General features: G+C 34.2%; 27 protein-coding genes. 25 read left to right on the top strand and 2 right to left on the bottom strand.

Going from position 1 to position 24,236, the window contains the following annotated elements:
• The first annotated feature begins 3 nt into the window (after window positions 1-3).
• The 8 genes from NG655_RS00815 to purD all read left to right on the top strand — a co-directional run bounded on the left by NG655_RS00815 (window position 4) and on the right by purD (window position 7,598).
• Entirely contained in the window at window positions 4-1,488 is a 1,485-nt protein-coding gene (locus tag NG655_RS00815) for a GH3 auxin-responsive promoter family protein (RefSeq protein ID WP_252157452.1), read from the top strand.
• Window positions 1,489-2,514 (top strand): dTDP-glucose 4,6-dehydratase, encoded by a 1,026-nt coding sequence (rfbB, locus tag NG655_RS00810; RefSeq protein ID WP_252157451.1) that lies wholly within the window; start codon window positions 1,489-1,491, stop codon window positions 2,512-2,514.
• Complete coding sequence (gene rfbA, locus NG655_RS00805) at window positions 2,511-3,368, top strand: glucose-1-phosphate thymidylyltransferase RfbA (protein WP_252157450.1); 858 nt, start codon at window positions 2,511-2,513, stop codon at window positions 3,366-3,368. The genes rfbB and rfbA overlap by 4 nt, the downstream gene beginning before the upstream one ends.
• Before the next feature lie 4 nt (window positions 3,369-3,372).
• Window positions 3,373-3,921 carry a dTDP-4-dehydrorhamnose 3,5-epimerase gene (rfbC, locus tag NG655_RS00800; protein WP_252157449.1) on the top strand — a complete coding sequence of 183 codons (549 nt, stop codon included), beginning with the start codon at window positions 3,373-3,375 and terminating at the stop codon, window positions 3,919-3,921.
• On the top strand, window positions 3,914-4,693 hold the full coding sequence (rfbD, locus tag NG655_RS00795; RefSeq protein WP_252157448.1) for a dTDP-4-dehydrorhamnose reductase: 780 nt from the start codon (window positions 3,914-3,916) through the stop codon (window positions 4,691-4,693). The genes rfbC and rfbD overlap by 8 nt, the downstream gene beginning before the upstream one ends.
• A complete protein-coding gene (locus NG655_RS00790) occupies window positions 4,690-5,544 on the top strand; it encodes a glycosyltransferase family 2 protein (RefSeq protein WP_252157447.1) in 855 nt (284 codons plus the stop codon). Before rfbD ends, NG655_RS00790 begins: the two co-directional genes overlap by 4 nt.
• Window positions 5,545-5,714: 170 nt before the next feature.
• Entirely contained in the window at window positions 5,715-6,257 is a 543-nt protein-coding gene (locus NG655_RS00785) for a DUF4334 domain-containing protein (protein WP_252157446.1), read from the top strand.
• Between the two features lie 69 nt (window positions 6,258-6,326).
• Window positions 6,327-7,598 carry a phosphoribosylamine--glycine ligase gene (gene purD / locus NG655_RS00780; RefSeq protein WP_252157445.1) on the top strand — a complete coding sequence of 424 codons (1,272 nt, stop codon included), beginning with the start codon at window positions 6,327-6,329 and terminating at the stop codon, window positions 7,596-7,598.
• Here the strand turns inward: purD and NG655_RS00775 are convergent.
• Window positions 7,593-7,820 carry a DUF6341 family protein gene (locus tag NG655_RS00775; RefSeq protein WP_252157444.1) on the bottom strand — a complete coding sequence of 76 codons (228 nt, stop codon included), beginning with the start codon at window positions 7,818-7,820 and terminating at the stop codon, window positions 7,593-7,595. The genes purD and NG655_RS00775 overlap by 6 nt on opposite strands.
• A 237-nt stretch (window positions 7,821-8,057) precedes the next feature.
• Between NG655_RS00775 and NG655_RS00770 the strand changes: the two genes are divergently transcribed.
• A complete protein-coding gene (locus NG655_RS00770) occupies window positions 8,058-9,002 on the top strand; it encodes a DUF6427 family protein (RefSeq protein ID WP_252157443.1) in 945 nt (314 codons plus the stop codon).
• Window positions 9,003-9,009: 7 nt separating this feature from the next.
• Window positions 9,010-9,987 carry a glycosyltransferase family 4 protein gene (locus NG655_RS00765; RefSeq protein WP_252157442.1) on the top strand — a complete coding sequence of 326 codons (978 nt, stop codon included), beginning with the start codon at window positions 9,010-9,012 and terminating at the stop codon, window positions 9,985-9,987.
• 3 nt (window positions 9,988-9,990) lie between these two features.
• Here the strand turns inward: NG655_RS00765 and NG655_RS00760 are convergent, their stop codons facing one another.
• On the bottom strand, window positions 9,991-11,037 hold the full coding sequence (locus tag NG655_RS00760; protein WP_252157441.1) for a ferredoxin--NADP reductase: 1,047 nt from the start codon (window positions 11,035-11,037) through the stop codon (window positions 9,991-9,993).
• A 92-nt stretch (window positions 11,038-11,129) separates the two neighbouring features.
• Between NG655_RS00760 and NG655_RS00755 the strand changes: the two genes are divergently transcribed.
• The 15 genes from NG655_RS00755 to lolB1 all read left to right on the top strand — a co-directional run bounded on the left by NG655_RS00755 (window position 11,130) and on the right by lolB1 (window position 24,235).
• Window positions 11,130-12,614 carry a DUF5687 family protein gene (locus NG655_RS00755; protein ID WP_252157440.1) on the top strand — a complete coding sequence of 495 codons (1,485 nt, stop codon included), beginning with the start codon at window positions 11,130-11,132 and terminating at the stop codon, window positions 12,612-12,614.
• A 4-nt stretch (window positions 12,615-12,618) separates the two neighbouring features.
• Complete coding sequence (locus NG655_RS00750; RefSeq protein WP_252157439.1) at window positions 12,619-13,314, top strand: ABC transporter ATP-binding protein; 696 nt, start codon at window positions 12,619-12,621, stop codon at window positions 13,312-13,314.
• Between the two features lie 52 nt (window positions 13,315-13,366).
• Window positions 13,367-15,850 (top strand): type IX secretion system periplasmic lipoprotein PorW/SprE, encoded by a 2,484-nt coding sequence (porW, locus tag NG655_RS00745; protein ID WP_252157438.1) that lies wholly within the window; start codon window positions 13,367-13,369, stop codon window positions 15,848-15,850.
• Window positions 15,840-16,220, top strand: a complete 381-nt coding sequence (locus NG655_RS00740; protein ID WP_252157437.1) for a bactofilin family protein — start codon at window positions 15,840-15,842, stop codon at window positions 16,218-16,220. The genes porW and NG655_RS00740 overlap by 11 nt, the downstream gene beginning before the upstream one ends.
• On the top strand, window positions 16,204-16,413 hold the full coding sequence (locus NG655_RS00735) for a transmembrane protein 268 (RefSeq protein ID WP_252157436.1): 210 nt from the start codon (window positions 16,204-16,206) through the stop codon (window positions 16,411-16,413). The genes NG655_RS00740 and NG655_RS00735 overlap by 17 nt, the downstream gene beginning before the upstream one ends.
• Window positions 16,410-16,784: a hypothetical protein gene (locus tag NG655_RS00730; protein ID WP_252157435.1), complete on the top strand. Its 375-nt coding sequence runs from the start codon at window positions 16,410-16,412 to the stop codon at window positions 16,782-16,784. The genes NG655_RS00735 and NG655_RS00730 overlap by 4 nt, the downstream gene beginning before the upstream one ends.
• 75 nt (window positions 16,785-16,859) lie before the next feature.
• Window positions 16,860-17,987: a F0F1 ATP synthase subunit A gene (gene atpB, locus NG655_RS00725; RefSeq protein WP_252157434.1), complete on the top strand. Its 1,128-nt coding sequence runs from the start codon at window positions 16,860-16,862 to the stop codon at window positions 17,985-17,987.
• Between the two features lie 41 nt (window positions 17,988-18,028).
• Complete coding sequence (locus tag NG655_RS00720) at window positions 18,029-18,223, top strand: ATP synthase F0 subunit C (protein ID WP_252157433.1); 195 nt, start codon at window positions 18,029-18,031, stop codon at window positions 18,221-18,223.
• 73 nt (window positions 18,224-18,296) lie between these two features.
• Window positions 18,297-18,797, top strand: coding sequence for a F0F1 ATP synthase subunit B (locus NG655_RS00715; protein ID WP_252157432.1), 501 nt, complete (start codon window positions 18,297-18,299; stop codon window positions 18,795-18,797).
• Window positions 18,798-18,801: 4 nt separating this feature from the next.
• A complete protein-coding gene (atpH, locus tag NG655_RS00710) occupies window positions 18,802-19,350 on the top strand; it encodes an ATP synthase F1 subunit delta (RefSeq protein ID WP_252157431.1) in 549 nt (182 codons plus the stop codon).
• A 9-nt stretch (window positions 19,351-19,359) separates the two neighbouring features.
• Window positions 19,360-20,937 (top strand): F0F1 ATP synthase subunit alpha, encoded by a 1,578-nt coding sequence (atpA, locus tag NG655_RS00705; RefSeq protein WP_252157430.1) that lies wholly within the window; start codon window positions 19,360-19,362, stop codon window positions 20,935-20,937.
• A gap of 12 nt (window positions 20,938-20,949) precedes the next feature.
• Window positions 20,950-21,813, top strand: coding sequence for an ATP synthase F1 subunit gamma (atpG, locus tag NG655_RS00700; RefSeq protein WP_252157429.1), 864 nt, complete (start codon window positions 20,950-20,952; stop codon window positions 21,811-21,813).
• A 182-nt stretch (window positions 21,814-21,995) separates the two neighbouring features.
• The gene (gene dut / locus NG655_RS00695) at window positions 21,996-22,433 is read left to right on the top strand and encodes a dUTP diphosphatase (RefSeq protein ID WP_252157428.1); all 438 of its coding nucleotides are present in this window, start codon (window positions 21,996-21,998) and stop codon (window positions 22,431-22,433) included.
• Window positions 22,434-22,436: 3 nt separating this feature from the next.
• Window positions 22,437-23,453, top strand: coding sequence for a sugar phosphate nucleotidyltransferase (locus NG655_RS00690; RefSeq protein WP_252157427.1), 1,017 nt, complete (start codon window positions 22,437-22,439; stop codon window positions 23,451-23,453).
• Complete coding sequence (gene lolB1 / locus NG655_RS00685) at window positions 23,450-24,235, top strand: lipoprotein insertase outer membrane protein LolB1 (RefSeq protein WP_252157426.1); 786 nt, start codon at window positions 23,450-23,452, stop codon at window positions 24,233-24,235. Before NG655_RS00690 ends, lolB1 begins: the two co-directional genes overlap by 4 nt.
• Window position 24,236: the final 1 nt, after the last annotated feature.

Genomic DNA, 24,236 nt, shown 5'->3' with positions numbered 1-24,236 from the left:
TAAATGAAAAAAACGTTAGCCAAACTTTTTGCTCGAATAAGAGTAAATAGAAATAAAAAATGGGTGAACAACCCAGTAGAAGCCCAGCAGAAAACATTTCAAAAATTAATTAAGTCTGGCTCCAAAACTCTTTTCGGCGCCGATCATAAATTTCAAGAAATCAAAAACCCTTCTGATTTTGCAAAAAACGTCCCAGTACGAGATTATGAGGGATTAAGATCTTATATAGAAAAAACAGTGGAGGGAGAAGAAGATATTCTTTGGCCAGGGAAGCCCATTTATTTTTCAAAAACAAGCGGAACAACTTCTGGAGCAAAGTATATTCCGATAACAAAAGAATCAATGCCTACCCATATAAACGCAGCTCTAGACGCACTACTTACCTATATCAATTATACGGGAAAGGCAGATTTTGTTCTTGGAAAGCAAATATTTATTCAAGGAAGTCCGGAACTCGATCAAAAAAACGGAATTTCATTAGGTCGTCTATCAGGAATTGTTGCTCATTACGTTCCTTCTTATCTTAGAAAATCTAGAATGCCAAGTTGGGAAACAAACTGTATTGAGGATTGGGAAGAAAAAGTTAATGCAATAGTAGAAGAAACATTACCCGAAAAAATGACACTTATAGCAGGAATACCATCTTGGGTTCAGATGTACTTCGAAAAAATAAAGAACAAAACAAATAAAGACGTAGGAGATGTTTTTAAAAACTTTTCTTTATTTGTTTATGGGGGTGTTAATTTTGAACCTTACAAAAGTGTTTTTAAAAATCTTATCGGACGAACGGTAGATTCTATAGAGCTTTTCCCAGCATCTGAAGGGTTTTTTGCGTATCAAGATGTTCCAAATCAGGAAGGACTTTTATTGCTACTTAATAATGATATTTTTTATGAATTTATTCGAGTAGATGAAATTCAGCAAGAAAACCCCAAAAGACATACTATTGGTGAAGTGGAGCTAGGAGTAAATTATGCATTAATTTTATCTACAAGCGCTGGTCTTTGGGGATACAACATTGGAGATACAGTAAAATTTGTTTCAACAGCACCATACCGACTGGTGGTTACAGGTAGAATAAAACATTTTATATCAGCCTTTGGGGAACACGTAATCGGTAAAGAAGTTGAAACAGCCCTAAAAAACGCAACGGAGGGCACTTCAATTAGAGTTCGAGAGTTTACAGTAGCACCTCAGGTTAAACCTGAAAAAGGATTACCATATCATGAATGGTGTATTGAGTTTGATAAAGCTCCAGATGACATAGAAGCTTTTGAAATAAGATTGGATTCTGAAATGGAAAAGCAAAATGTATATTACCAGGATTTAATCCAAGGAAACATATTAAGAAAATTGGTAATAAAGCCAATCGAAAGAAAAGGTTTTGAAGCCTATATGAAAGGAATTGGAAAATTAGGAGGACAAAATAAAGTCCCAAGGCTAGCAAACGACCGAAAAATAGCAGATGCATTAATAAGAGCCAAATAAATGAAAACGAATAGCATTTTAATCACAGGAGGATTAGGGTTTATTGGCTCAAATTATATAGACTGCCTACGGGTTCAAAATCCGAGTCAAAACATATTCGTATTAGACAAAATTACCTATGCTGCTGATTTAAAAGCTTTATATCGTTGGAAGGAAAATTCAAACATCAATTTCATAAAAGGAGATATTTGTGATGGAGGGTTGCTATTAGAAATTTTCACAAAAAACAAGATACAAGGAGTTGTTCATTTTGCAGCAGAATCTCATGTAGACAATTCTATTAACGGACCCCAATCTTTTGTTGAAACTAATATAATGGGAACATTTCAGTTATTAGAAGCTGCTCGCAAAACATGGTTAGATGAAAATCAAGACATGAAAAGTGAATATAAAAAGGCTCGTTTTCATCATATTTCAACAGATGAAGTTTATGGAGCTTTAGGCGAGAAAGGTTTTTTTACGGAAAAAACTGCTTTCGCCCCAAATAGCCCATACAGCGCTTCAAAAGCTTCATCAGACCATTTAGTAAGAAGTTATTACCACACTTATGGCTTACCGGTTGTTACAACTAACTGTTCCAACAACTTTGGACCCTTCCAGCATTCCGAAAAATTAATTCCAACCATCATTCGAAAAGCTATTCAAGAAGACCCCATCCCTATTTATGGAACAGGGAAAAACATAAGAGATTGGCTTTTTGTAACGGATCATTGCAAAGCGATTCAAACTGTTTTTGAAAAAGGAACTTTGGGAGAAGTATATATAGTAGGTGGAGATAACGAAAAAACTAATTTAGAGATTTGTACCGCTGTAATTAAGATTTTAGATAAACAGAAGCCTAGACTCAATGGTAAATCTTATTTTGAACTAATCACACACGTAAAAGACAGGCCAGGACATGATTTCAGATACGCAGTAGACGCTTCAAAAATTAAAAAAGAACTAGGTTGGTTGGCAAAAACTTCTTTTGAAGACGCTCTTGAAACAACCGTTTTACACTACCTTAGATCAATAAAAACTCTATGAAAGGCATAATTTTAGCAGGAGGAAAGGGAACACGATTATATCCGCTAACACAATCTGTTAGTAAACAACTCATGCCGATATACGATAAGCCAATGATATATTATCCGTTGGCAACACTCATAGAGGCAGGTATTCATGAAATTCTTATAATTACGACTCCAGAAGACCTTACATTATTTAAAAACCTATTGGGAGATGGTTCAAGGGTAGGATGTAAATTTAGTTATGTTTCACAACCAGAAGCGAATGGAATTGCTCAAGCTTTTATTCTAGGAGAAAAATTTATTCAAAACGACCCGGTTGCTCTTATTTTAGGAGATAATTTGTTTTATGGAACGAACTTTATTCAACAACTAAAGAAATACTCTTCAACAGATGGAGGGATGATTTTTGCAAGTAAAGTAACAGACCCTGAGCGCTATGGGATTGTGTTGTTTGATGAAAACCAAAAGGCTGTTGAGATTGAAGAAAAGCCTAAAAACCCAAAATCATCTTATGCAGTACCAGGCATTTATTTTTATGACGAAACCGTAGTAGACAAAGCCAAACAATTAAAACCAAGCAAAAGGGGAGAATTAGAAATAACAGATTTGAATCAACTCTATATGAACGAACAAAGACTTCATGTTGAGGTTTTAGATCCAGCGATCGCTTGGTTAGATACTGGAACAGTTCAATCGTTAATGGATGCAAGTCAGTTTGTTCAGGTAATTCAGTCTAGACAAGGAATTCTTATTGGATCAATTGAAGCTGCTGCCTATAAGTCTGGAGCAATTGATAAGGAGCAATTAAGTGAATTAGCAACTGAGCTCGAAAAAACAGTTTATGGAACTTTTTTAAAATCGTTGATTTAAAAAAATGGAACTAATTAAAACAGAAATTGCAGATTGCTGGGTTGTTATACCAAAAGTATTCAAGGATGAGCGTGGTTATTTCTTTGAAAGCTTTCATCAAAAACGCTTCCAAAAGCTGACCAACATTTCATTTAATCCAATACAAGACAATGAAGCCTTCTCAAGTTTTGGCGTAATTCGAGGATTACATTTTCAAAAAGGACCAGCTGCTCAAGCAAAACTAGTTAGAGCTCTTCAGGGCACTATTTTAGATGTTGTTATAGATATTAGAAAAAACAGCAGCAGTTATGGAAAAGTAGTAACACGTTTATTAAGCCAAGAAAACAAAGAACAATTGTTTGTTCCAAAAGGCTGTGCTCACGGATATGCAGCTCTAAGTAAACAAGTGGTTCTGTTTTATAAAACGGATGCATATTATAATCCTGAAGCTGAAGCGGGCATTTTATTTAATGATACAGACTTAGGAATTGACTGGCAGATACCAGAAAAGGATCAGGTTTTAAGTCAAAAAGATCTTTTATGGCCAACCTTTAAAAAGTTGGATTGTGAATAAAATATTAGTTACTGGGGCGAGCGGACAATTGGGCTTAACACTCAAGAATTTAAGTTTAAACACCAATTATCAATGGGTTTTTACGACAAAAGAGAAAGTTGATATTACCGACATAAATTCTATTTCAACTTTTTTTGCAAATAAAAAATTCGATTTTTGTGTCAATTGCGCAGCATATACTAATGTTGAGGGTGCAGAAAGTGAAATAGATGAATCCAATCAAGTTAACGTGGAAGGGGTACAAAACCTTGTGATTGCTTGTAATTTAAATCAAACAATCCTCATACACATCTCAACAGATTATGTTTTCGACGGTTTGAAAAAAACCCCATACATCGAATCCGACCCAACCGCACCTTTAAACCAATACGGTAAAAGCAAATTACTTGGCGAATTACAAATTCTACAAAACTCCAATTCATTTTACATCATAAGAACCTCTTGGTTATATAGCAAAAAAACAAGTGCAAGCTTTTATAGCTCTATATTAACAAAAGCGAAAAAAGGAGATTCACTAACCGTAGTTAATGATCAAAAAGGAACACCAACAGATGCGGAAAACTTAGCGAACTTTATTTTAAAAATTATAGATAAGGAACCAGAAAAAGGAATTTATCATTTTTCGGATGAAAAAATCATGTCTTGGTTCGACCTAGCGGTACAAATATTGAAAGAACACGGGCTTGACAACGAAATAATCCCGATTAAAACAACAAAAACAAAGGCAGTGCGCCCTAAATACACTCCCCTTATCTCAACCAAAATGTTTTGAAAAAATACAGTGTAATCATACCGGCTCATAACGAAGAACTTTACCTTGAAGGGCTACTACAGTCATTATGTAGCCAAACGATACCTGCAGAAGAAATTGTATTAATAAACGACAATTCAACTGACAAAACAGAAGAATTAATGAAGCAATATGCTTCTAGCTACAAGAACATAAATTATCTAAGCATACGCTCTTCAAACCAACATTTACCTGGAGCAAAAGTGGTTCGTGCTTTTAATTATGGTTTAGAAAACCTAAAACAAAACTACGACGTATTAGTAAAGTTAGATTCCGATTTAGTTTTACCTAAAGATTATTTCGAGAAATTATTACCCGTATTTAAAAACCCAAAGGTTGGAATAGCTGGAGGATTTTGTTACGAGCAAGACGCAAAGGGTCATTGGAGTTTAAATCATCCCATGGAACACGATCACGTGAGGGGGGCCTTTAAAGCCTATTCTAAAGAATGTTTTAAAGCAATTCAAGGACTAAGCCCAGCAATGGGCTGGGACACCCTAGACGAGCTTCTTGCGCGCTATAATGGCTTCTCAACAAAAACACTAAGAGAATTAAAAGTTAAGCATCTCCGCCCTTTAGGAGCTGAATATTCGAGTCAAGCAAAACAGTTTCAAGGAGCCGCTTTTTATTCTATGAGATACGGATTTGTTTTGTCCATTTTAGCAAGCCTAAAACATGCAATACACAAGAAAAGTTTCAGATCCTTTTTTCATTTAATTCTAGGGTTTTTAAAAGCCAGAAAGAATCAAATCCCCTTTTTAGTTAATCCAGATCAAGGAAAATTTATTAGGAACTATAGGTGGAATAAAATTATGAGTAAAAGTTTTTTTTAAACACTAAAACTTACCGACTATTACAAAAACACTACCGGTTATTACATAAACTAACCACTATTAACCATTTTATTTCTTTCATGAATTTTTAGGTTATAATTTAACCGTAAAGAAGCTTCCTCTATTGGCTGAAATACCTTCGGAACGCTGTGTTAATCAATTATAGCCTTATGGAGCTACAGTCTCTACTCAAAAAAAGATCTTGCTCCATTGAAGAGGGTATCTCTATTTTCGACAGCTTGGAACCAGTAACACTAGATTTCATGAAGGGTCAATGGAAAGGATATGAAATCAAAACAGGGCATTTCATGGAGGGGCTTTTAGAATCCTCTGGTTGGTACGGGAAATTGTTTGAAAATTCAGAAAATGTTCACCCTCTATTGATTTATACTTTGAATAAAAAACAAGTTTACCCCATCAATCCTAAAATAATTCCTCTGGGGATGAGTTTCCCTAAAACTAAAATTCTTCGCTTTTTAATGATTATTTTGAAGCCTATTTTAAAAACCAAAAGATCAAAAGCTCGAATGAGAATGGTGAATTACCGAGGAAAATTAACCGGTACAATGGTTTATGATTCTAAAGGAATACTAGACCACTTCACAAAAATCGACTCTAACACCATGCTCGGGTTAATGGACATGAAAGGGTCAAAAAACCCTTACTTTTTTATCTTAGAACGTGATTCTAAAAATCAAGGCATTCTTCCCTAGTTTCTTTCCTAAAAATAGAGCAATGTATTCCCCTATACTTTTTATCTTTGCCAGGTTAAAAAGAAACAAATGAATATTTTAATCATTGGCGGCGGCGGACGCGAACATACAATTGCATGGAAACTTTTACAAAGTCCTAACTGCGGGAAGCTTTTTGTGGCACCAGGTAATGCAGGAACCCACGAAATTGCAGTAAACCTAGAATTAGGAGTAAATGATTTTGATGGAATTAAAGAAGCCGTTTTGAACAACGAAATTCAAATGGTTATTGTAGGTCCTGAAGATCCATTGGTTCAAGGAATTCATGATTTCTTTTTAGAAGACGAACAGCTAAAAAACATCATTGTTGTAGGTCCTCAAAAAGCAGCTGCAACCCTAGAGGGAAGTAAAGAATTCGCAAAAGAATTCATGAAAGCTCACAACATCCCTACAGCAAAGTACGATAGCTTTACATCAGAAACAGTGGAAGAAGGCTGTAATTTTCTAGAAACAATGAAGCCACCTTATGTCTTAAAAGCAGACGGTCTTGCAGCAGGGAAAGGAGTTTTAATTTTAGAAGATATAGACGAAGCAAAAGATGAATTACGTCAAATGTTAGTTGGACAAAAATTTGGCGCGGCATCTCAAAAAGTTGTAATAGAAGAGTTTTTAGATGGAATTGAACTTTCTTGTTTTGTTTTAACGGATGGAAAAAATCACCTTACTCTTCCTATGGCTAAAGATTATAAGCGAATTGGAGAAGGAGATACAGGATTGAATACTGGAGGAATGGGAGCAATTTCACCAGTCCCTTTTGCATCAGATGAATTTATAAAAAAAATTGAAGAAAGAATAATTAAACCAACAATGGACGGTTTTCAAAAAAGCAACTTACCCTTTAAAGGGTTTGTGTTTATTGGTCTTATTAAGGTTGGCAACGACCCAATGGTTATAGAATATAACGTTAGAATGGGAGATCCAGAAACTGAAGTTGTATTCCCAAGAGTAAAAAATGATTGGGTAGAACTTTTTAAAGCAATAGGATCACAAACTTTAGACCAGCATGAGCTTGAAATAGATCCAAGATCTGCGACAACAATAATGGCGGTTTCTGGAGGGTATCCAGAAGCTTACCAAAAAGGCAAAACAATTACGGGTATAGATTCCGTAGACGGGAGCGTTGTGTTTCACGCAGGAACTAAGGTAGTATCTAAAGAAGTTAAAACTTCGGGAGGTAGAGTTTTAGCAGTCACTTCCTGTGGTAAAGACCATAAAGAAGCATTATCGAAGTCATATGAGTCTCTAGAAAAAATAGACTTCGAAGGAATGTACTACCGAAAAGATCTCGGATTTGATTTATAGAAACGAGTGAGCAGAAGGGTCTTTATTCTCTTCTCCTTTGTCATTGAAAATCTTAAGCTGGTAAGTCCAATAAACTAATAGAGAGAAAATAACGATTGCAAATGCCCAATTGATAACGTTTGCTAACCACCAGTTGCTTAATTCAAGTTCTCTAAGAATATCGTGTGGTAAAAACAAAACTTTCTCAAATAACCATGCAATTGCTTCAAATAAATCCTTCATTAGTATTGGTTTAAAATAAAATTCTTGACAAATTTAAAAAAAGCATCTGTTAATACAATGCTTTTAAAGAATTTAGTAGAAAAAAATAAAAGACAGCTAATAATATCCTTATAGGTTATATTTATACATAATTTAAACCAGAATATAATCATAGTATAAAAAACAATGTTTTAACTTTAGGGTTAGAATTTACAGAGCCTTTAACACCTTTTTATTCATAAAACAAAATAAGATATAATGTTTACCAGAGTTTTTAAAGAGACTTCTTTTTGGAGCTATGCTCTTGCATTTGTACTTCTTTTATTGGCTGTTTATGGGCATCATTTTTTTATTGAAAAATTAAACCCAAGCAATAATCTTGTTTTAAAGTCTACCGTTGCAGGTTTTCTATCGTTAATCAGCATTGTTTTAGTTGAAGTAACGGTTAGACAAGCTTTGTTTTTTCAAAGGACAAATTATCACCTTTTTATTTTTATTTTATTTTTTGCCATGCTACCCATATCAAAGTGGAGTATTTGGGTGTGGATTTCAGTTTTATTTTTTTGGTCTAGTGTTTTAATCATCATGAAATTAGATGAAAATGAGTCTGAAAAAAAATCAATTTTTAACGCTGGATTATGGTTGGTTTTCGCAATTCTATTTAAGACAGATTTTTATTTTTTTTATGTAATCTTGTGGGCTGTTTTATATTTTAAAGGTCGTTTAAACATCAGTAATATATTTTTAACTTTTTTACCATTTGTTTCTTTATATATTATTTGGGCAGCACTTTCGGAATTATTTCCTAACCTATTAATTATAGGTAAAAACGAATTTATAACATCAAGCTTTAATGCTTTGATGAGTGATAATACCCAAGAGAATACGGGGTTATTTTTTATATTACTAGCTTCAATTATTTTTGTATTTAAACATGTTAAAGAAAAGTATCAGGCTCGAAAAAGGGAAAAATTAAATCTGAGAGTTTGTATTTTAATTTTGTTTTCTAGCCTTTCAATAGTTCTTTTTGGAGGAGAGGAGAATGCAATTACTTGGATTGCTTTTGTTATGGCATCTTCAGTTTTATCAGCCCAATTTTTAAATAGCATAAAGAGCAAACTCTTGTTAGAAGGGTTTTTTATTATTTGTTTATGTATAATATTTCAAGACGCACTAAGCACCATAGTTGGTGTTTTAATTTAGAATCGGCATGATCATTCATTTTCATTTTCATTTCAAAACTACCGGAGTAACTCGAAGCGTAGAAGGCCTCTTAACTCCATTAAATTCGATGGAAGAAACAAAAGTATTTGGATATGGAATAAAAAGAAATAAAATTTCTTTTTTTAAGCTGTTAAAAGTAATTTATTCAAGCCCCAAAACAATAATTCATACGCACCGAAACAACGAAACCCTTATTGCTTTAATCTTGAGATTTTTAGGAGGTAAATTCAAGCTAGTTTCAACCAGACATGCAGAATCTACCCCTTCTAAGTTAACTCTTTTTTTGATGTCAAAGACAGATCAAAGTATAAGCTTAAGTCAGAATATGTCTAATAATCTGCCCTTAGAAACTACAATTATAGGTCATGGGATTGACACAAACCATTTTTTATATGACCAACAAAAACGCTCTTTAAAACCAAGGATAATCTCAGTTGTTGGTCGCATAAGAAAAGCAAAAGGACAACTTGATGTTATAGACGCCATTGCTCCATTACTTAATAAGAACCCCAACTGGAATCTGCATTTTATAGGAACTGTGGATGACCCAGCTTACGTTAAAGAGATCAATACAATTTCATTAACCCAAGGGGTTCAAGATCAAATTCATTTTGTGTCCCAGACAAATGAAATACAGGAACATTATAAGTCTAGTTCAGCAGTTGTTATTGCTTCCCACACAGAAGGGTTTTCTCTAGTTTGTCTTGAGGCAATGTTTAGCGGATGTATAACAATTGCAACGGAACAAGTTGGAATTCATTCGGAAGTAATTACACACGGAATAAATGGTTTCCTTTATCCTAAAGGAGATACACATACCTTGAGAAAACTTCTTAAAGAGGTAATAGAAGAACCCGAAAAATTAAAACCAGAGTTAGTTAGAAAAACGATATTGGAACAATGGAGTGTTTCCTCCTCAGCAAAAAAACTTTTTGATGTTTACAACAAAGTCAGAGCAATATAAAATCTATACATCATCATAATTTACAACCAATTTGTTTGAGGTTGGTTTTGCTTGGCACGTAAGGACTAGTCCCTCTGCTATTTCTTCGTCGGTTAGTATCTGATTATTTTCCATTACAGCAGAACCTTCTGTTATTTTAGCAATACAGCTACAACAAACCCCTCCTTGACAGGAATAAGGAACGTCTATTTTTTGATTTAAAGCAGCATCTAATATTGTTTTATTAGCAGTAGTTTTCACCGTACTTGTTTCGTCGTCTGTTATAATTTCTAACACAATTTCGTTAGAAGAATCTGAATCAGAACTAGCGTTTTCATTTTTAGCTTTTGAAGCGGTAAAAAGTTCAAAATAGATTTGAGACTCTTCAATAGAATTGCCTAAAAGAGTTTCTTTAGCGTTTACTATCATTTCTTCAGGACCACACAGATAGAAGGCGGTAGAAAGTTGACCTGTATTTTTTAAAACGTATTTTACAATACTGGAATCAATTCTTCCAAAACGGCTTCCTTCAACGTTTGACTGACTAAAGATCCAAAGGATTTTTAATTGCGAAGGAAACTTTGATTCAAGCTCTTTTAGTTCATCATAAAATAGAGTTTCCTCTGGCGTTTTGTTTCCATATACTAAGGTAAAATGAGTGTCTCTACTCTCAGAAAGAACAGTTTTAATAATGGAGTAAATAGGCGTAATCCCACTTCCTGCAGCAAAGGCTGTGCTGTTTTTGGCTTCCTTATTATAAACAAATCGCCCTTCTGGCTCTCCTACTTCAAGAACATCTCCTACCTTTAATTCCTGAGTTGCATAACTTGAGAACACCCCATTTGAAATACGCTTAACACCAACTTTTAAGAGACCTTCTGATGGAGCAGAGCATAAAGAATACGACCTTCTAACCTCCTCAGATTTTATAGTTGCCTTTAAGTTAATGTATTGCCCAGAAGTAAAGTTAAAAAGTTCTTTTTTTGAATCTGGAATTTCAAAACCAATTGAAGAAGCCTCAGAGGTTAACGCTTCGATGCTGTTGATTTTGAGTTTGTGATATCCTGCCATTGTTTTTTTTACAAAAATAATAAATAGGAATAATTCCGATCATGTTTGTAACATTATTTATCTTTATTATACAGATATATTAAAAGGAAATAATGTCCACATCTTTATTCAAATTAAGCCGTTTAAAATTTATGCGGGCTCCCCAGCTAGACGCTAAGTTGGCGATTAAAATAATTATGGGATTAGTGATTCTTTATTTTGGAGGAGCACTATTGATGGGAGGGATTGCTGTTTACCCAATCTTAAGCGACTCCGTTCCAGAGAAGGATGCTATTTCTGTAATTAATAGCATCTTGATTATTATTTTGATTTTTGAATTGATAATCAGGTACTTTTTACAACAACTTCCCGTTACAGAGATTAAATCATTTTTATTGCTTTCCATTCCAAAAAAACGAATTATTCATAATATACTTTTTCGGTCATTAATTTCTGTATATAACGTAACCCCTTTTTTATTTTATTTACCAATCAGTGTTAATTTATATTTAGACGATTACACAGCAGTTCAGGCCGTAATGTGGTGGTTGTCCATAACCTCCTTTTCTTTATCATTAAACTTTATATCTTTTCTTGCAAACAAGAACAACAAACTACTTGCAACTTTCGTAACAATTATTGTTTTAGCATACACATCAGAACGTTATTTTGATATAGAAATACTCAGAAGGGCAGGTTATTTTTTTGACTCTGTAGTCGCTCAGCCATTCTTGGGTATAGTCCCTGTTTTGGTTCTGTTTATATTTTATGGTATTACCTTCCGTTTTCTCAAAGAAAACTTGAACCTTGAGGGGGCTTTAGGAACAAAAAAAGAAATCGCAAGAACAACACAATACGATTTTTTAGATGTTTTTGGGACCAGTGCCTTTTTCTTGAAAAATGATTTACGACTGATCATAAGGAATATAAGACCAAGGAATATTGTATTAATGTCATTCTTATTTTTGTTTTATGGGTTGATATTTTACACAACACAAGAAGCTCAGTCACAAGAGATGCTAGTTTTTGCATCAATATTTATTTCTGGAGGGTTTTTGTTGACTTATGGAAATTATGTGCCTGCATGGGATAGCGAGTATTATGCTTTTTTGATGACTCAGAACATATCTTATAAAGAATATTTAGACTCTAAATTTAGACTCATGGCTTTTGCTGTTGTAGTCTCTACAATATTATCATTGCCTTATTTATATTTTGGCTTAGACACCTATCTAATGATTTTATCGGGAGCTATTTTTAATGTAGGTCTTGGAACTTGGATAACACTATACGGAGGGTTGTTAAATAAGCAACCTCTCAAGCTCAACGTAAAAGCAAAGGCATTTGAAAATACACAAGCATTTTCTGGAACTCAGTTTTTATTAGTATTGCCCAAAATGGTTCTCCCAGTTTTACTATATACTATTCCTGCAAGATTAATAAATTATGGGGATGAAATAAATCATACTGCAGGAATAATATCTTTAGCGCTAAGTGGAATTGTAGGATTGGTTTTTAAAAAGCAAATTCTAAACTTAATGGTCAAGCTTTTTGCAAAAGAAAAGCACGCAATGCTAGCAGCCTTCAACCAAAAATAACATTATGATTTTAACAGAAAACCTAACAAAATCTTACAAAAATAATCCGGTATTATCTATTGAACAATTAGAAATTAATAGAGGAGAATGTTTTGGATTGATCGGAAATAACGGCGCAGGAAAGACTACTTTTTTTAGTCTCTTATTAGACTTGATAAAAGCAACAACAGGATCAATTGTTTCCGGTGGGATTAAAGTTTCTGAAAGTGAAGACTGGAAGAAGTTTACTTCGGCATTTATTGACGATTCCTTTCTCATAGGATATTTAACACCAGAAGAATATTTTTATTTTGTAGGAGAGTTACGCGGTTTAAATAAATCTGAAGTTGATGCTTTCTTAGAATCATATAAAGATTTTTTTAATGATGAGATTTTAAACCAAAAAAAGTATTTAAGGGATTTCTCAAAAGGAAACCAAAAAAAGGTAGGCTTAATTTCAACCTTTATTGGAGACCCAAAAGTTGTTATTTTGGATGAGCCTTTTGCAAATTTAGACCCGACGACTCAGATAAGGCTCAAGCAACTTATAAAATCAGAAATCGGCAAACGAGAATTAACCTTACTCATTTCAAGTCACGATTTAAACCATGTTACTGAAGTTTGTTCTCGCATTGTTTTGCTTGAAAAAGGAAAAGTAATTATGGATAAGCAAACAACGACTAAAACCTTACAAGAGTTAGAAGACTATTTTTCTGCTTAAGCATATACTAAAACCTTAGATTGTAAGTTATTAGTTTAGATCAAATCTACTTTTGAAAAACAAACTAAAATTTATTATTCTCCTCCTTTTCCTCTATGGAATTCAGGCTTGTTCGACTCAAAAAGACCGCTTTTTGAACAGGGAGTATCATAGTATAAATACAAAATTTAACGTTCTGTTTAATGGACAAGAGGCATTAGACATCGGAATTGCAATTCTTGAAAGCCAATCTCAAGACAATTTTTTACAAACCCTTCCCGTTGAGTTAATTACATTAGACGGAGAAGACGTCAATGCAACGGCATCTATTCCCAGTTTTATTAGGGCAGAAGAAAAGGCAGTTAAAGCAATTCAAAAGCACTCCATCAATATTAAAGGAGTTCAGAAAAACAGACAAATTGATAAAGCATATTTACTTTTAGGAAAGTCAAGGTATTATGATCGCCGTTTTTTACCTGCACTAGAAGCCTTTAATTACCTGTTGAGTTTATATTCAGACGCGGACGTTTTTTATGAAGGAAAGCTGTGGAGAGAGAAAACAAACCTTAGATTGGGAAACGATGAATTAGTGATCGCTAACTTAAAGCCCTTAGCCAACAATATCCCTAAAAGAAATAAACTTTATCCCGAGGTAAACGCAACATTAGCACAAGCATTCTTAAACGTAAAACAAAAAGACTCCGCTTTAAAATACATTAAGAAAGCTGCTTTTTCTGAAAAACAAAAAAACATAAAGGCTCGATATGCGTTTATTGAGGCTCAAATATTTGAAGAATTAGGACAAAAAGATTCTGCACAAATTATATTTAATTCAATAGTTCAATTAAAAAGAAAAGCTCCCCGTTTATATTGGATGCACGCAAAGCTAAATTCTCTAAGAATTAATTTAGAGTTGAAAGGTGAAAATCCGGAAAAAGAACTCTATAAACTTAGTAGTGCTTATGAAAACAAAAGATTCACTCATTTAATTTATCGTCAATATGCTCGTTATTTTATCAATTCGGGCTTAGACAGTATCGCTAAAAAATATTACAATAAATCAAACAGTTCTCCAGGAATAGATCGACAAACGCTACGTCAAAATTATCGTGATTTAGCGGACGCAGCTTTTTTAAAAGGTAGATATGTAGAAACGGGCGCTTATTTAGACAGTCTATTGAGTCAATTTCCATCGGAAACTAAACATAAAAAAGTTGTAAGTAGAGAACGAGATGGTTTACAAGACATCGTTGTTTACGAAAACAAAATTAAATACACAGACAGTATTCTTAGTCTTTCAAAAATGTTGCCACAAGAGCAGCTTGCTTATTTTCAAAAAGCAATTGACCAAAAAAGAGCTAAAGAACTTGAAAAAATTAGCTTAGAAAAAAAATCTTTATTTAATGTACTGGGAGGCTCAAACGGGAAAAGATTATACTTCTACAACGAGAATTTGGTGTTGCTGGGGAAACAAGAATTCGCTTCAACTTATGGGAATAGACCAAATATTGATGATTGGAACCGGATTGAGACGCTCAGAGGCTCTGTTTCTTTAAACAATAATACTGATCAGGTATTAGAAAACAAACCAATCGTTAAAGAAAATGCTCAAGCATATGTTAATCTTATTCCTACAGACTTAGAAACTTTGGACTCGCTCAGGAAAGAAAGAAACCGAGCTTTTTTAGAGGTTGGCATTTTGTATAAAGAGAAGTTTAAAAACAACTTATTATCTTCAAAACGGTTAAAAGAATTACTTGTAAACAAGCCAAACGATACACAAGAATTAAATGCTTGGTATCATTTATACAAGATGGATTTAATTGACAACCCCTCAAATGCACTAGTTTACAAGGACCAAATTTTGAAACAATATCCGAACTCTAGATTTGCTAGAATAATAAAAGATCCTGAGAATTTTAAGTTAAGACCAAACGAAACCCCAACAACGCGATATGAATCATTGTATTCAATTTATCAGGAACAGAAGTACGAGGAGGTCCTTACACTAGGAGACGATTTATTAGTTATTTTTAGCGGAACCCCAATGGCCTCTAAAGTTGCCCTATTAATGGCAAACGCTTCAGGTCGTTTAGATGGTGTTGAAGTATGGAAAGAAAAATTAAAAAGTATCATTAAAGAGTATCCGAGTTCCGAAGTAGCAGTACAAGCTAAAACATTCTTGTTTACACTTGAAAATAATGAAAAAATAGAGGAACAGAAGGTTTTTGCTAATTACAAATTAATTTTTCCAACTTTAAAAAACTACCCAGAGAATTTAGCCACTTTAACATCAATTGTTACAAGTACATTAGCAGAGGCAAGTATTTCTTATAAAAACCTTTCTTTTGAAATCTACAATAGAGACTATTTATTTCTTGTTGTAAATGGTTTGACACAAAAACCAAATGTTGTTTTTGAACTTCCAAAAAAAACTCCTGCCCCTGTTTCAACGGCAATTTCAAATAAATTTGTAGTTTTGTCTTCTGTTTACAAAGAAATACAATTGTTAAAAAGCTGGAATTCAGCAGTAAAACAAACGCTATATGAAAAATAACGAAATTAACGGACAACCAAATAGAATTGAAAAAAGCACTGTAATTACAGGAGATATAGTTTCTGAGGCAGATTTTAGGATCGACGGGACTCTAGAAGGTTCAATCAAAACTTCTGGGAAAGTTGTTATTGGTAAAGAAGGAGTTATAAATGGTGTTATTGTTTGTTCCTACGCTGATATAGAAGGAAAGTTTAATGGAAAACTTGAGGTTAAAGAAAGCCTTAGCTTAAAGTCTTCTAGTAATTTAGAGGGTGAAGCTGTAATTGGAAAACTAATTGTAGAGTCTGGGGCAATCTTTAATGCTAAATGTTCTATGCGTTCTTCTTCAGATGTTAAATCACTAAATAAAGACATTGAAAAAACAGCCTAATCGTTGGCTTGTATTTTCATCATTAGCCGTTCAAATAGCGCTTGTAATTTATGCTGCAGTAAAACTGGGCAGCTGGCTCGATCTCTATTTAAAGTCAGAAAGTAATTTTTGGGCCTTAACTCTCTCTGCCATTGGTATTGTTTTTGTTTTAATTTTAATTCAGAAGCAATCAAAAAACTTAAATGACTCTTGAAACTAAAATCGGCATTCTTTTTCACGGCTATATTTGGTGTAGTTTTATTACTACATCTTTCCGTTTTGTTTTTTTTTGAAGTTCCAGTTACTCAAAACCAGCTTTTTTTGAGTTATGCAGCTAACTTTTTTTTAGCAGGATCGATTTTATGGGGCCTATTTATTGTATTTAAAAAAAACAGTAGCCAGGTTGGCTTTTTATTTATGGCAAGTAGTCTATTAAAATTCATCCTTTTTTTTATGGTATTTTATCCAATGTACAAAGTAGATGGAAACTTAGAAAAAGCTGAGGTTTTAACCTTTTTAATCCCCTATTTTACGGGTTTGTTTTTAGAATCCTTCATTTTAGTTCGAAAATTAAACAAAATATAAGAGTTAAGAGTTTTTCTTTTTAATGTAAAGCATTACATTTGCATCGCATTTCGAGAAATAATAGGCAGAGCTAATATGTTAATTTTACTTAAGAGAAAAAGTTTGTTTTTACTAGCATTACTCCTTACTGGAGTAGTATCTGCAAAGGAAAAACAAGAAATCACAGAGAACCTTTCTGCAAAAGAAATCCAAAAAAAGGAGATTAAGGACTACATCATGCATCACTTGCAGGATTCCTATGACTTCAGTTTCTTTTCTTACACCAACGAATCAGGCGAGCACGTTTACATAGGGGCTCCACTTCCTATAATCCTCTGGGACAAGGGTTTAAAAGTATTTTCTTCTTCAAAATTTCACCACGGAGAAACTGTTGCTGAGGTGGACGGGAACTACTACGCCATAAGTCACAACAAAATTTATAAAACAGACGCTGAAGGGACTATTATCTACGATGAAGATCATCATGCTACTAATGAAGCCCCTTTAGACTTTTCAATTACTAAAGGAGTGGTAAGCATTATGTTTACCTTTTTACTCATGTTCTTTTTGTTTAAAAACCTTGCAGATTCATACGCTAAAAACGGAGGAATTGCCTCAGGAGTAGGACGTTTTTTCGAACCAATTGTTCTTTATGTACGCGATGATATTGCGATCCCTAACATTGGGGAAAAGAAATATAAAAAATACATGAGCTTCTTGTTAACGGTATTTTTCTTTGTTTGGTTCCTAAACATTTTAGGATTAACACCACTAGGAATAAATGTTACTGGGAACATCGCTGTAACTTTTTGTTTGGCATTAATTACATTTCTTCTTACCAATCTTACAGGAACAAAAGATTATTGGTTACATATTTTTGATCCATTAGGGTCTTCAATGAAATGGTATGCAAAGGTTCCTTTATACATTATATTAATTCCAATTGAAGTTTTAGGTATTTTTGTTAAACCGTTTTCACTATTAATTCGTTTGTATGCAAACATGCAAGCAGGACATATTGTTTTGATGAGCCTGATCGGATTAATGTTTATATTTAAAAGTTGGTTAGGAAGTCCATTATCGTTTGGTCTTGCCTTTGCAATTTCTTTTATAGAAGTTTTAGTAGCATTGCTACAAGCATACATATTTACGATGTTATCGGCTCTTTACTTTGGCTTTGCCTCAGAGGAGCATGAGCATCACGATGAAATTGAAGCGCATTAAGCGTTTCATAAATGAGAGTGTTTAATTTAATATATACAATTATGGAAATTCCAGTAATGGTAGGAGCAGGATTGGTAGTTATCGGTGTCGGAATGGGTATCGGTAAAATTGGGGGAACAGCAATGGATGCTATCGCTCGCCAACCAGAAGCTTACGGAAAGATTCAAACAGCTATGCTTATTGCAGCTGCATTGATCGAAGGTATTGGTTTTGCTGCACTATTTGCAGTAAGCTAAAACAGTTTTAGAGCTGCAACGGTTGGTTGCAGCTCTATTTTTTAAAGTATTGATTAAACCATAAATTTATTAAATGGAAAAATTATTAGAAGAATTTTCATTAGGGCTTTTTGTTTGGCAAACCATATTGTTTGTTGCTCTTTTGTTATTGCTCAAAAAATTTGCTTGGAAACCCATTTTAGACGCAGTTAACGAACGTGAGACTTCGATTAGAGAATCTTTAAGTGCTGCCGAAAAAGCTCGTGAGGATATGGAAGCGGTTCAAGCAGACAATAAAAGAATTCTAAAACAAGCCCGTTCTGAAAGAGACGCCCTTTTAGCTGAAGCTAAAACAGAAAGCACTAAAATTGTTAATCAAGCTAAAGAAGATGCTAAAGCAGAAGCAGATAAAATTACTGCACAAGCTCAAGTAACAATTCAAAACGAAAAGAATGCAGCAATCAATGAGCTAAAGGGTCAAGTTGCTTCACTTTCTATTGATATCGCTGCTAAAGTTTTACAAACAGAATTGAAAGATCAAGCTGCACAAGAGAAATTTGTTTCAGAATTGGTAAAAGAAATCGAAGTAAAGTAAAAAGATGAAAAATAACCGTGCCGCATTACGTTACGCAAAAGCTGCTCTTAGCATATCACTAGAACAAGGAACAGCTCCTGCACTTGAACAAGACATGGTAGAAGTTGTCAATATTTGCGAAGCAAATGAAGACCTGGTTGCTTTCTTAGACAATCCTGTTCTTTCAAACAACACCAAGAAAGAAACAGTTTTTAATGTTTTTACTAATCTTTCAGACGGAAGTAAAAGACTGGTAGAGCTTTTAGCTACAAACAAACGAATTAATTTATTAGATCAGGTTGCTGAACAATTTATTGAACTATATCAAGCTCAGCAAGGAAAGCAAAATGCAATTGTAACGACAGCAGTTCCATTAACTGATTCACTAGAGAAAATAATTTTAAATAAAGCTAAGGAATTATCCTCAGCCCAATTAATCCTTAAAAGTATTGTAGACCCTTCTATTATCGGAGGTTTTGTTTTACGAATAGGAGATTTACAATACAATGCAAGTGTAGTTCATAAATTAGACACACTTAAAAGAGAATTGACACAAACCAATTATAGCGCTTAAATAGATACTATGGCAGCAATTAAACCAGCTGAAGTTTCAGCAATTTTGAAAAACCAACTCGCAGGATTAGAGGCAGCAGCTTCTTTAGATGAAGTTGGAACCGTTCTTGAAGTAGGGGATGGAATCGCACGTGTATACGGACTTTCTAATGCTCAATATGGAGAATTAGTTCGTTTTGATTCTGGTCTAGAAGGAATGGTGTTGAACCTTGAAGAAGATAATGTAGGGGTGGTACTTTTAGGGCCATCCAAAGAAATTTCTGAAGGAGATACCGTTAAGCGAACAGAACGTATCGCATCGATAAAAGTAGGAGAGAGTATTGTTGGTCGTGTGGTTGACACGCTTGGAAACCCTATCGACGGAAAAGGTGATCTTGATGGTGAACTTTTTGAAATGCCTCTAGAGCGAAAAGCTCCTGGAGTAATTTACCGTCAGCCGGTTAATGAGCCAATGCAAACAGGAATTAAAGCAATTGACGCTATGATTCCAGTAGGTAGAGGTCAGCGTGAATTAGTAATTGGTGACCGTCAGACTGGAAAAACTACAGTTTGTATTGACACTATTTTGAACCAAAAAGAATTTTACGATGCAGGAGAGCCTGTTTATTGTATTTATGTTGCAATTGGTCAAAAAGCATCTACGGTTGCAGGAATTGCAAAAGTACTAGAAGAAAAAGGAGCTTTAGCTTACACTACTATTGTAGCGGCTAACGCATCTGACCCTGCCCCAATGCAGGTATATGCACCTTTTGCAGGAGCAGCAATTGGAGAGTATTTCAGAGACACTGGTCGTCCAGCTTTAATTATATATGATGATTTATCCAAGCAAGCAGTAGCATACCGTGAGGTGTCGTTATTACTTCGTCGTCCACCAGGACGTGAAGCTTACCCTGGAGATGTATTCTACCTTCATTCTCGTTTATTAGAGCGTGCAGCAAAAGTAATTGCGGATGATGATATTGCAAAAGGGATGAATGACCTTCCAGATTCATTAAAAGATAAAGTTAAAGGAGGAGGATCTTTAACTGCATTACCTATTATTGAAACCCAAGCAGGTGATGTTTCGGCTTATATTCCAACCAACGTAATTTCGATTACAGATGGGCAGATATTCTTAGAGTCTGATTTATTTAACTCGGGTGTACGTCCTGCAATTAACGTAGGGATTTCGGTTTCTCGTGTAGGTGGTTCAGCACAGATTAAATCAATGAAAAAAGTTTCTGGAACATTGAAACTAGATCAAGCACAGTTCCGCGAACTGGAGGCATTTGCTAAGTTTGGTTCTGATCTTGATTCTGCAACATTGAATGTTATTGAAAAAGGAAAACGTAACGTTGAGATTCTTAAGCAAGCTCAAAATGATCCTTTTACAGTAGAAGATCAAACAGCAATTATTTACGCAGGTTCTAAAAACTTGTTAAGATCCGTTCCTGTTGAACAGGTTAAAGCCTTCGAAAAAAGCTATATCGAAGTATTGAATAGCAAACACCGCAATGTTTTAGATACAATCAAAACAGGAAAATTAACAGACGAGGTTTTAGATACCTTAAACAGTGTAGCTAAAGAAGTATCAGCACAATTCGAATAAACCACCCATAGTATGGCTAATTTAAAAGAGATACGTAATAGAATTGCATCGGTTTCATCGACCATGCAAATCACCTCTGCCATGAAAATGGTGTCTGCAGCAAAGCTTAAAAAAGCTCAAGATGCAATTACGGCAATGCGCCCTTATTCTGATAAACTTACCGAGTTAATCCAGAATTTAAGTGGTTCAATTGATGGCGATACACAAAATCCTTACACAGATCAAAGACCGGTTAATAATGTTTTAATCCTTGTGATTACATCCAATCGTGGACTTTGTGGAGGATTTAACTCTAGTATAGTTAAAGAAGTAACCAAAAAAATCGAAACGGTTTACGCAAATAAAAATGTAAGTCTAATTACTCTTGGAAAAAAGGGGAATGATATTCTACAAAAATCATTTGAAGTAGCTCTGAACAACAACGATATTTTTGACGCTTTAACCTTTGCTAACGCAAGCGCTATAGCAGATGAGTTTATGGAAGAGTTTACAAACAAGAAGTACGACAAGATTGAAGTGGTTTATAACCGGTTCAAGAATGCTGCAACTCAAATTGTAACAACAGAAACTCTTTTGCCAATTGTTTCCGACCAAGAAAAAGAGACTTCAGCCGTTGTTGATTATATTTTTGAACCTAGCAAAGAAGAAATAATACAAGAGTTATTACCTAAAAGTATAAAAATGCAGTTATTTAAAGCATTACGTGATTCTTTTGCAAGTGAGCACGGTGCCCGAATGACAGCAATGCATAAAGCTACTGATAACGCTACGGAATTAAGAGATCAATTAAAGCTTTCTTATAACCAGGCACGTCAAGCAGCTATTACAAACGAAATTCTTGAAATAGTAGGGGGAGCAGAAGCCCTAAGTTCATAATTTTTTAGAGTAACATTTTTTGAATCAGCCCCTCTTTTGAGGGGCTTTTTTAATGATAAATTCTAAAATAACTAGCTCCAATTATATTAAAAAGTTTCCTCTGGGCAAAAAAGTTTTCTTTAGGATTGACTTCAATTTAATGCCTAGCTTTTTTGTATTTTTATGGAATGTAAAAAAGAATTATGTTAACAATACCTATAATAAATGAAAGTTCATTTGAACTTCCGAGTTTTGCAACTAAAAACTCTGCAGGAGTAGATCTCCGAGCAAACTTAACAGAGCCGGTTACTCTTGGGACTTTAGAGCGAAAAATCATCGGAACAGGCCTTAAAATAGCGTTGCCAGAAGGATATGAAGCTCAAGTTAGACCTAGAAGTGGACTTGCCGCAAAACATGGTTTGACTGTACTAAATGCACCTGGAACTATTGATGCTGACTACCGAGGCGAAATAGGAGTTATATTAGTCAACCTATCAAACAACTCATTTACAATAAATCCAGGAGAACGAATAGCACAATTAGTAATTGCTAAATATGAACAAGTTTCTTGGAATTTAACAGAAAGTCTTGATACTACAGAGCGTGGTTCAGGTGGATTTGGAAGCACAGGAAAAAAATAGCTTATGAAAATTATTGTACCCATGGCAGGACGTGGTTCTCGCCTTAGACCCCATACTTTAACCATACCAAAGCCTCTTGTTCCTGTTGCAGGAGTTCCAATTGTTGAACAATTGGTTCGAGACATTGCTCGTGTTGTTAATCAACCTATAAACGAAGTTGCTTTTGTCATTGGAGACCCTGCATTTTTTGGAGACGAAATTGTGGAACAGCTTCTAAAAATTGCTTCTGATATTGGAGCCAAAGGAACGATCTATAGACAATTGAATCCATTAGGAACCGGACACGCAATCATGTGTGCAGCAGACTCTCTTTCTGGACCAGCTGTTGTTGCCTATGCAGATACGCTTATACGCGCTAAATTTGCTTTAAATCCCGAAGCGGATAGTATTATTTGGGTTAAAAAAGTTGAGTCTCCAGAGGCTTACGGTGTTGTTAAACTAGACGAGAAAGGAGTAATTACCGAGCTAGTAGAAAAACCAAATAAATTTGTGTCTGATTTAGCGGTCATAGGGATATATTATTTTAAAAAAATAGAAAAACTTAAAGAGGCATTGCAAACTGTTATTGATGAAAAATTAACCCATGGAGGAGAATATCAAATCAATGATGGAATAAAACGTCTTATGGCTGCAGGAGATTTGTTTTTGCCTGGAGAAGTTGATGAATGGATGGATTGCGGGAATAAGGAAATTACACTTGAAACAAACACTAAAATGCTTGGCTTCCTTGAAGCTGAAGGAAAGGAACTAATTCATTCTTCAGCAGTATTAGAAAACACAACCCTAATTCCTCCTTGCTATATTGGACCAAACGTACGTTTAAACAACGTAACAATTGGACCTGCAGTTTCTGTTGGTTCTGGAACAGTTATCGAAAACACGACTCTATCTCACAGTTTAATTCAAAAAAACAGTCATATTTCTAATGCTATCCTAAAAGATGCTATGATCGGAAATCAGGTTGTTTTTGACGGTCAATTTACAAAAATAAGCCTGGGAGATTATACCGAAATGAAATGAAAATAAAACTAAAGTCTTTTTCAAATGTTTTTATACTTCTTATAGGGATACTTCTTTTTAGCTGTAAATCTGTTGCTGTATTACCTACTAAACAACCTCTTAAAAATGTTGATTTAAAACTTTTGTCAAAAGAAATTGACAAAGCCGCAACAAATTTAAAGACTCTAAGGTCTAGAGTAAAAGTCACCTACAAGGATTCTAAACAGAAACAACAAATAACATTAAATCTTAGACTGGAGTCTGACAAAGTATTATGGGCAAGTGCATCTTTATTAGTGCCGATAGCAAAAGTTTTGATTACACCATTTAAAGTTGAGTTTTATGAGAAGTTTCAAAAAACATATTATGAAGGAGATATAAGTTTTATTAATAAACAATTTGGGACTGATTTTAGTTTTTATGACCTACAAAATGTATTTCTTGGAAATCCAATTTCAGAAATGAAATCAGAAGATTTTAAAAGAATTAGCCATCCCCAATTTTATGTTTTGGCTCCAAAAGGCAAAGGGAATAAATTTAAACCTACTTATTTTTTTGAACCAAACACGTTCCGTTTAAAAGAGCAGCGATTTTTTATTCCAGGTACCGCTCAGTCTTTAAGCATTCGATATCTTAAAGATCAAAAAATGGAAGGCAAGGTGCTTCCTAAAGAAATAGAAATTTCATTTTTTGATGGTTCTAACTTAATCCAAATTAATTTAGATTTTATGAGAATCGATTTCCCAAAGAAACTTACAGTTCCTTTTAAAATCCCTGAAGGATATAAAAAATTAAGTTTATAAA

Source organism: Candidatus Arcticimaribacter forsetii (genome assembly GCF_910589745.1).
Classification (GTDB): domain Bacteria; phylum Bacteroidota; class Bacteroidia; order Flavobacteriales; family Flavobacteriaceae; genus Arcticimaribacter; species Arcticimaribacter forsetii.
This window is presented reverse-complemented; position numbering and strand designations above follow the sequence as displayed.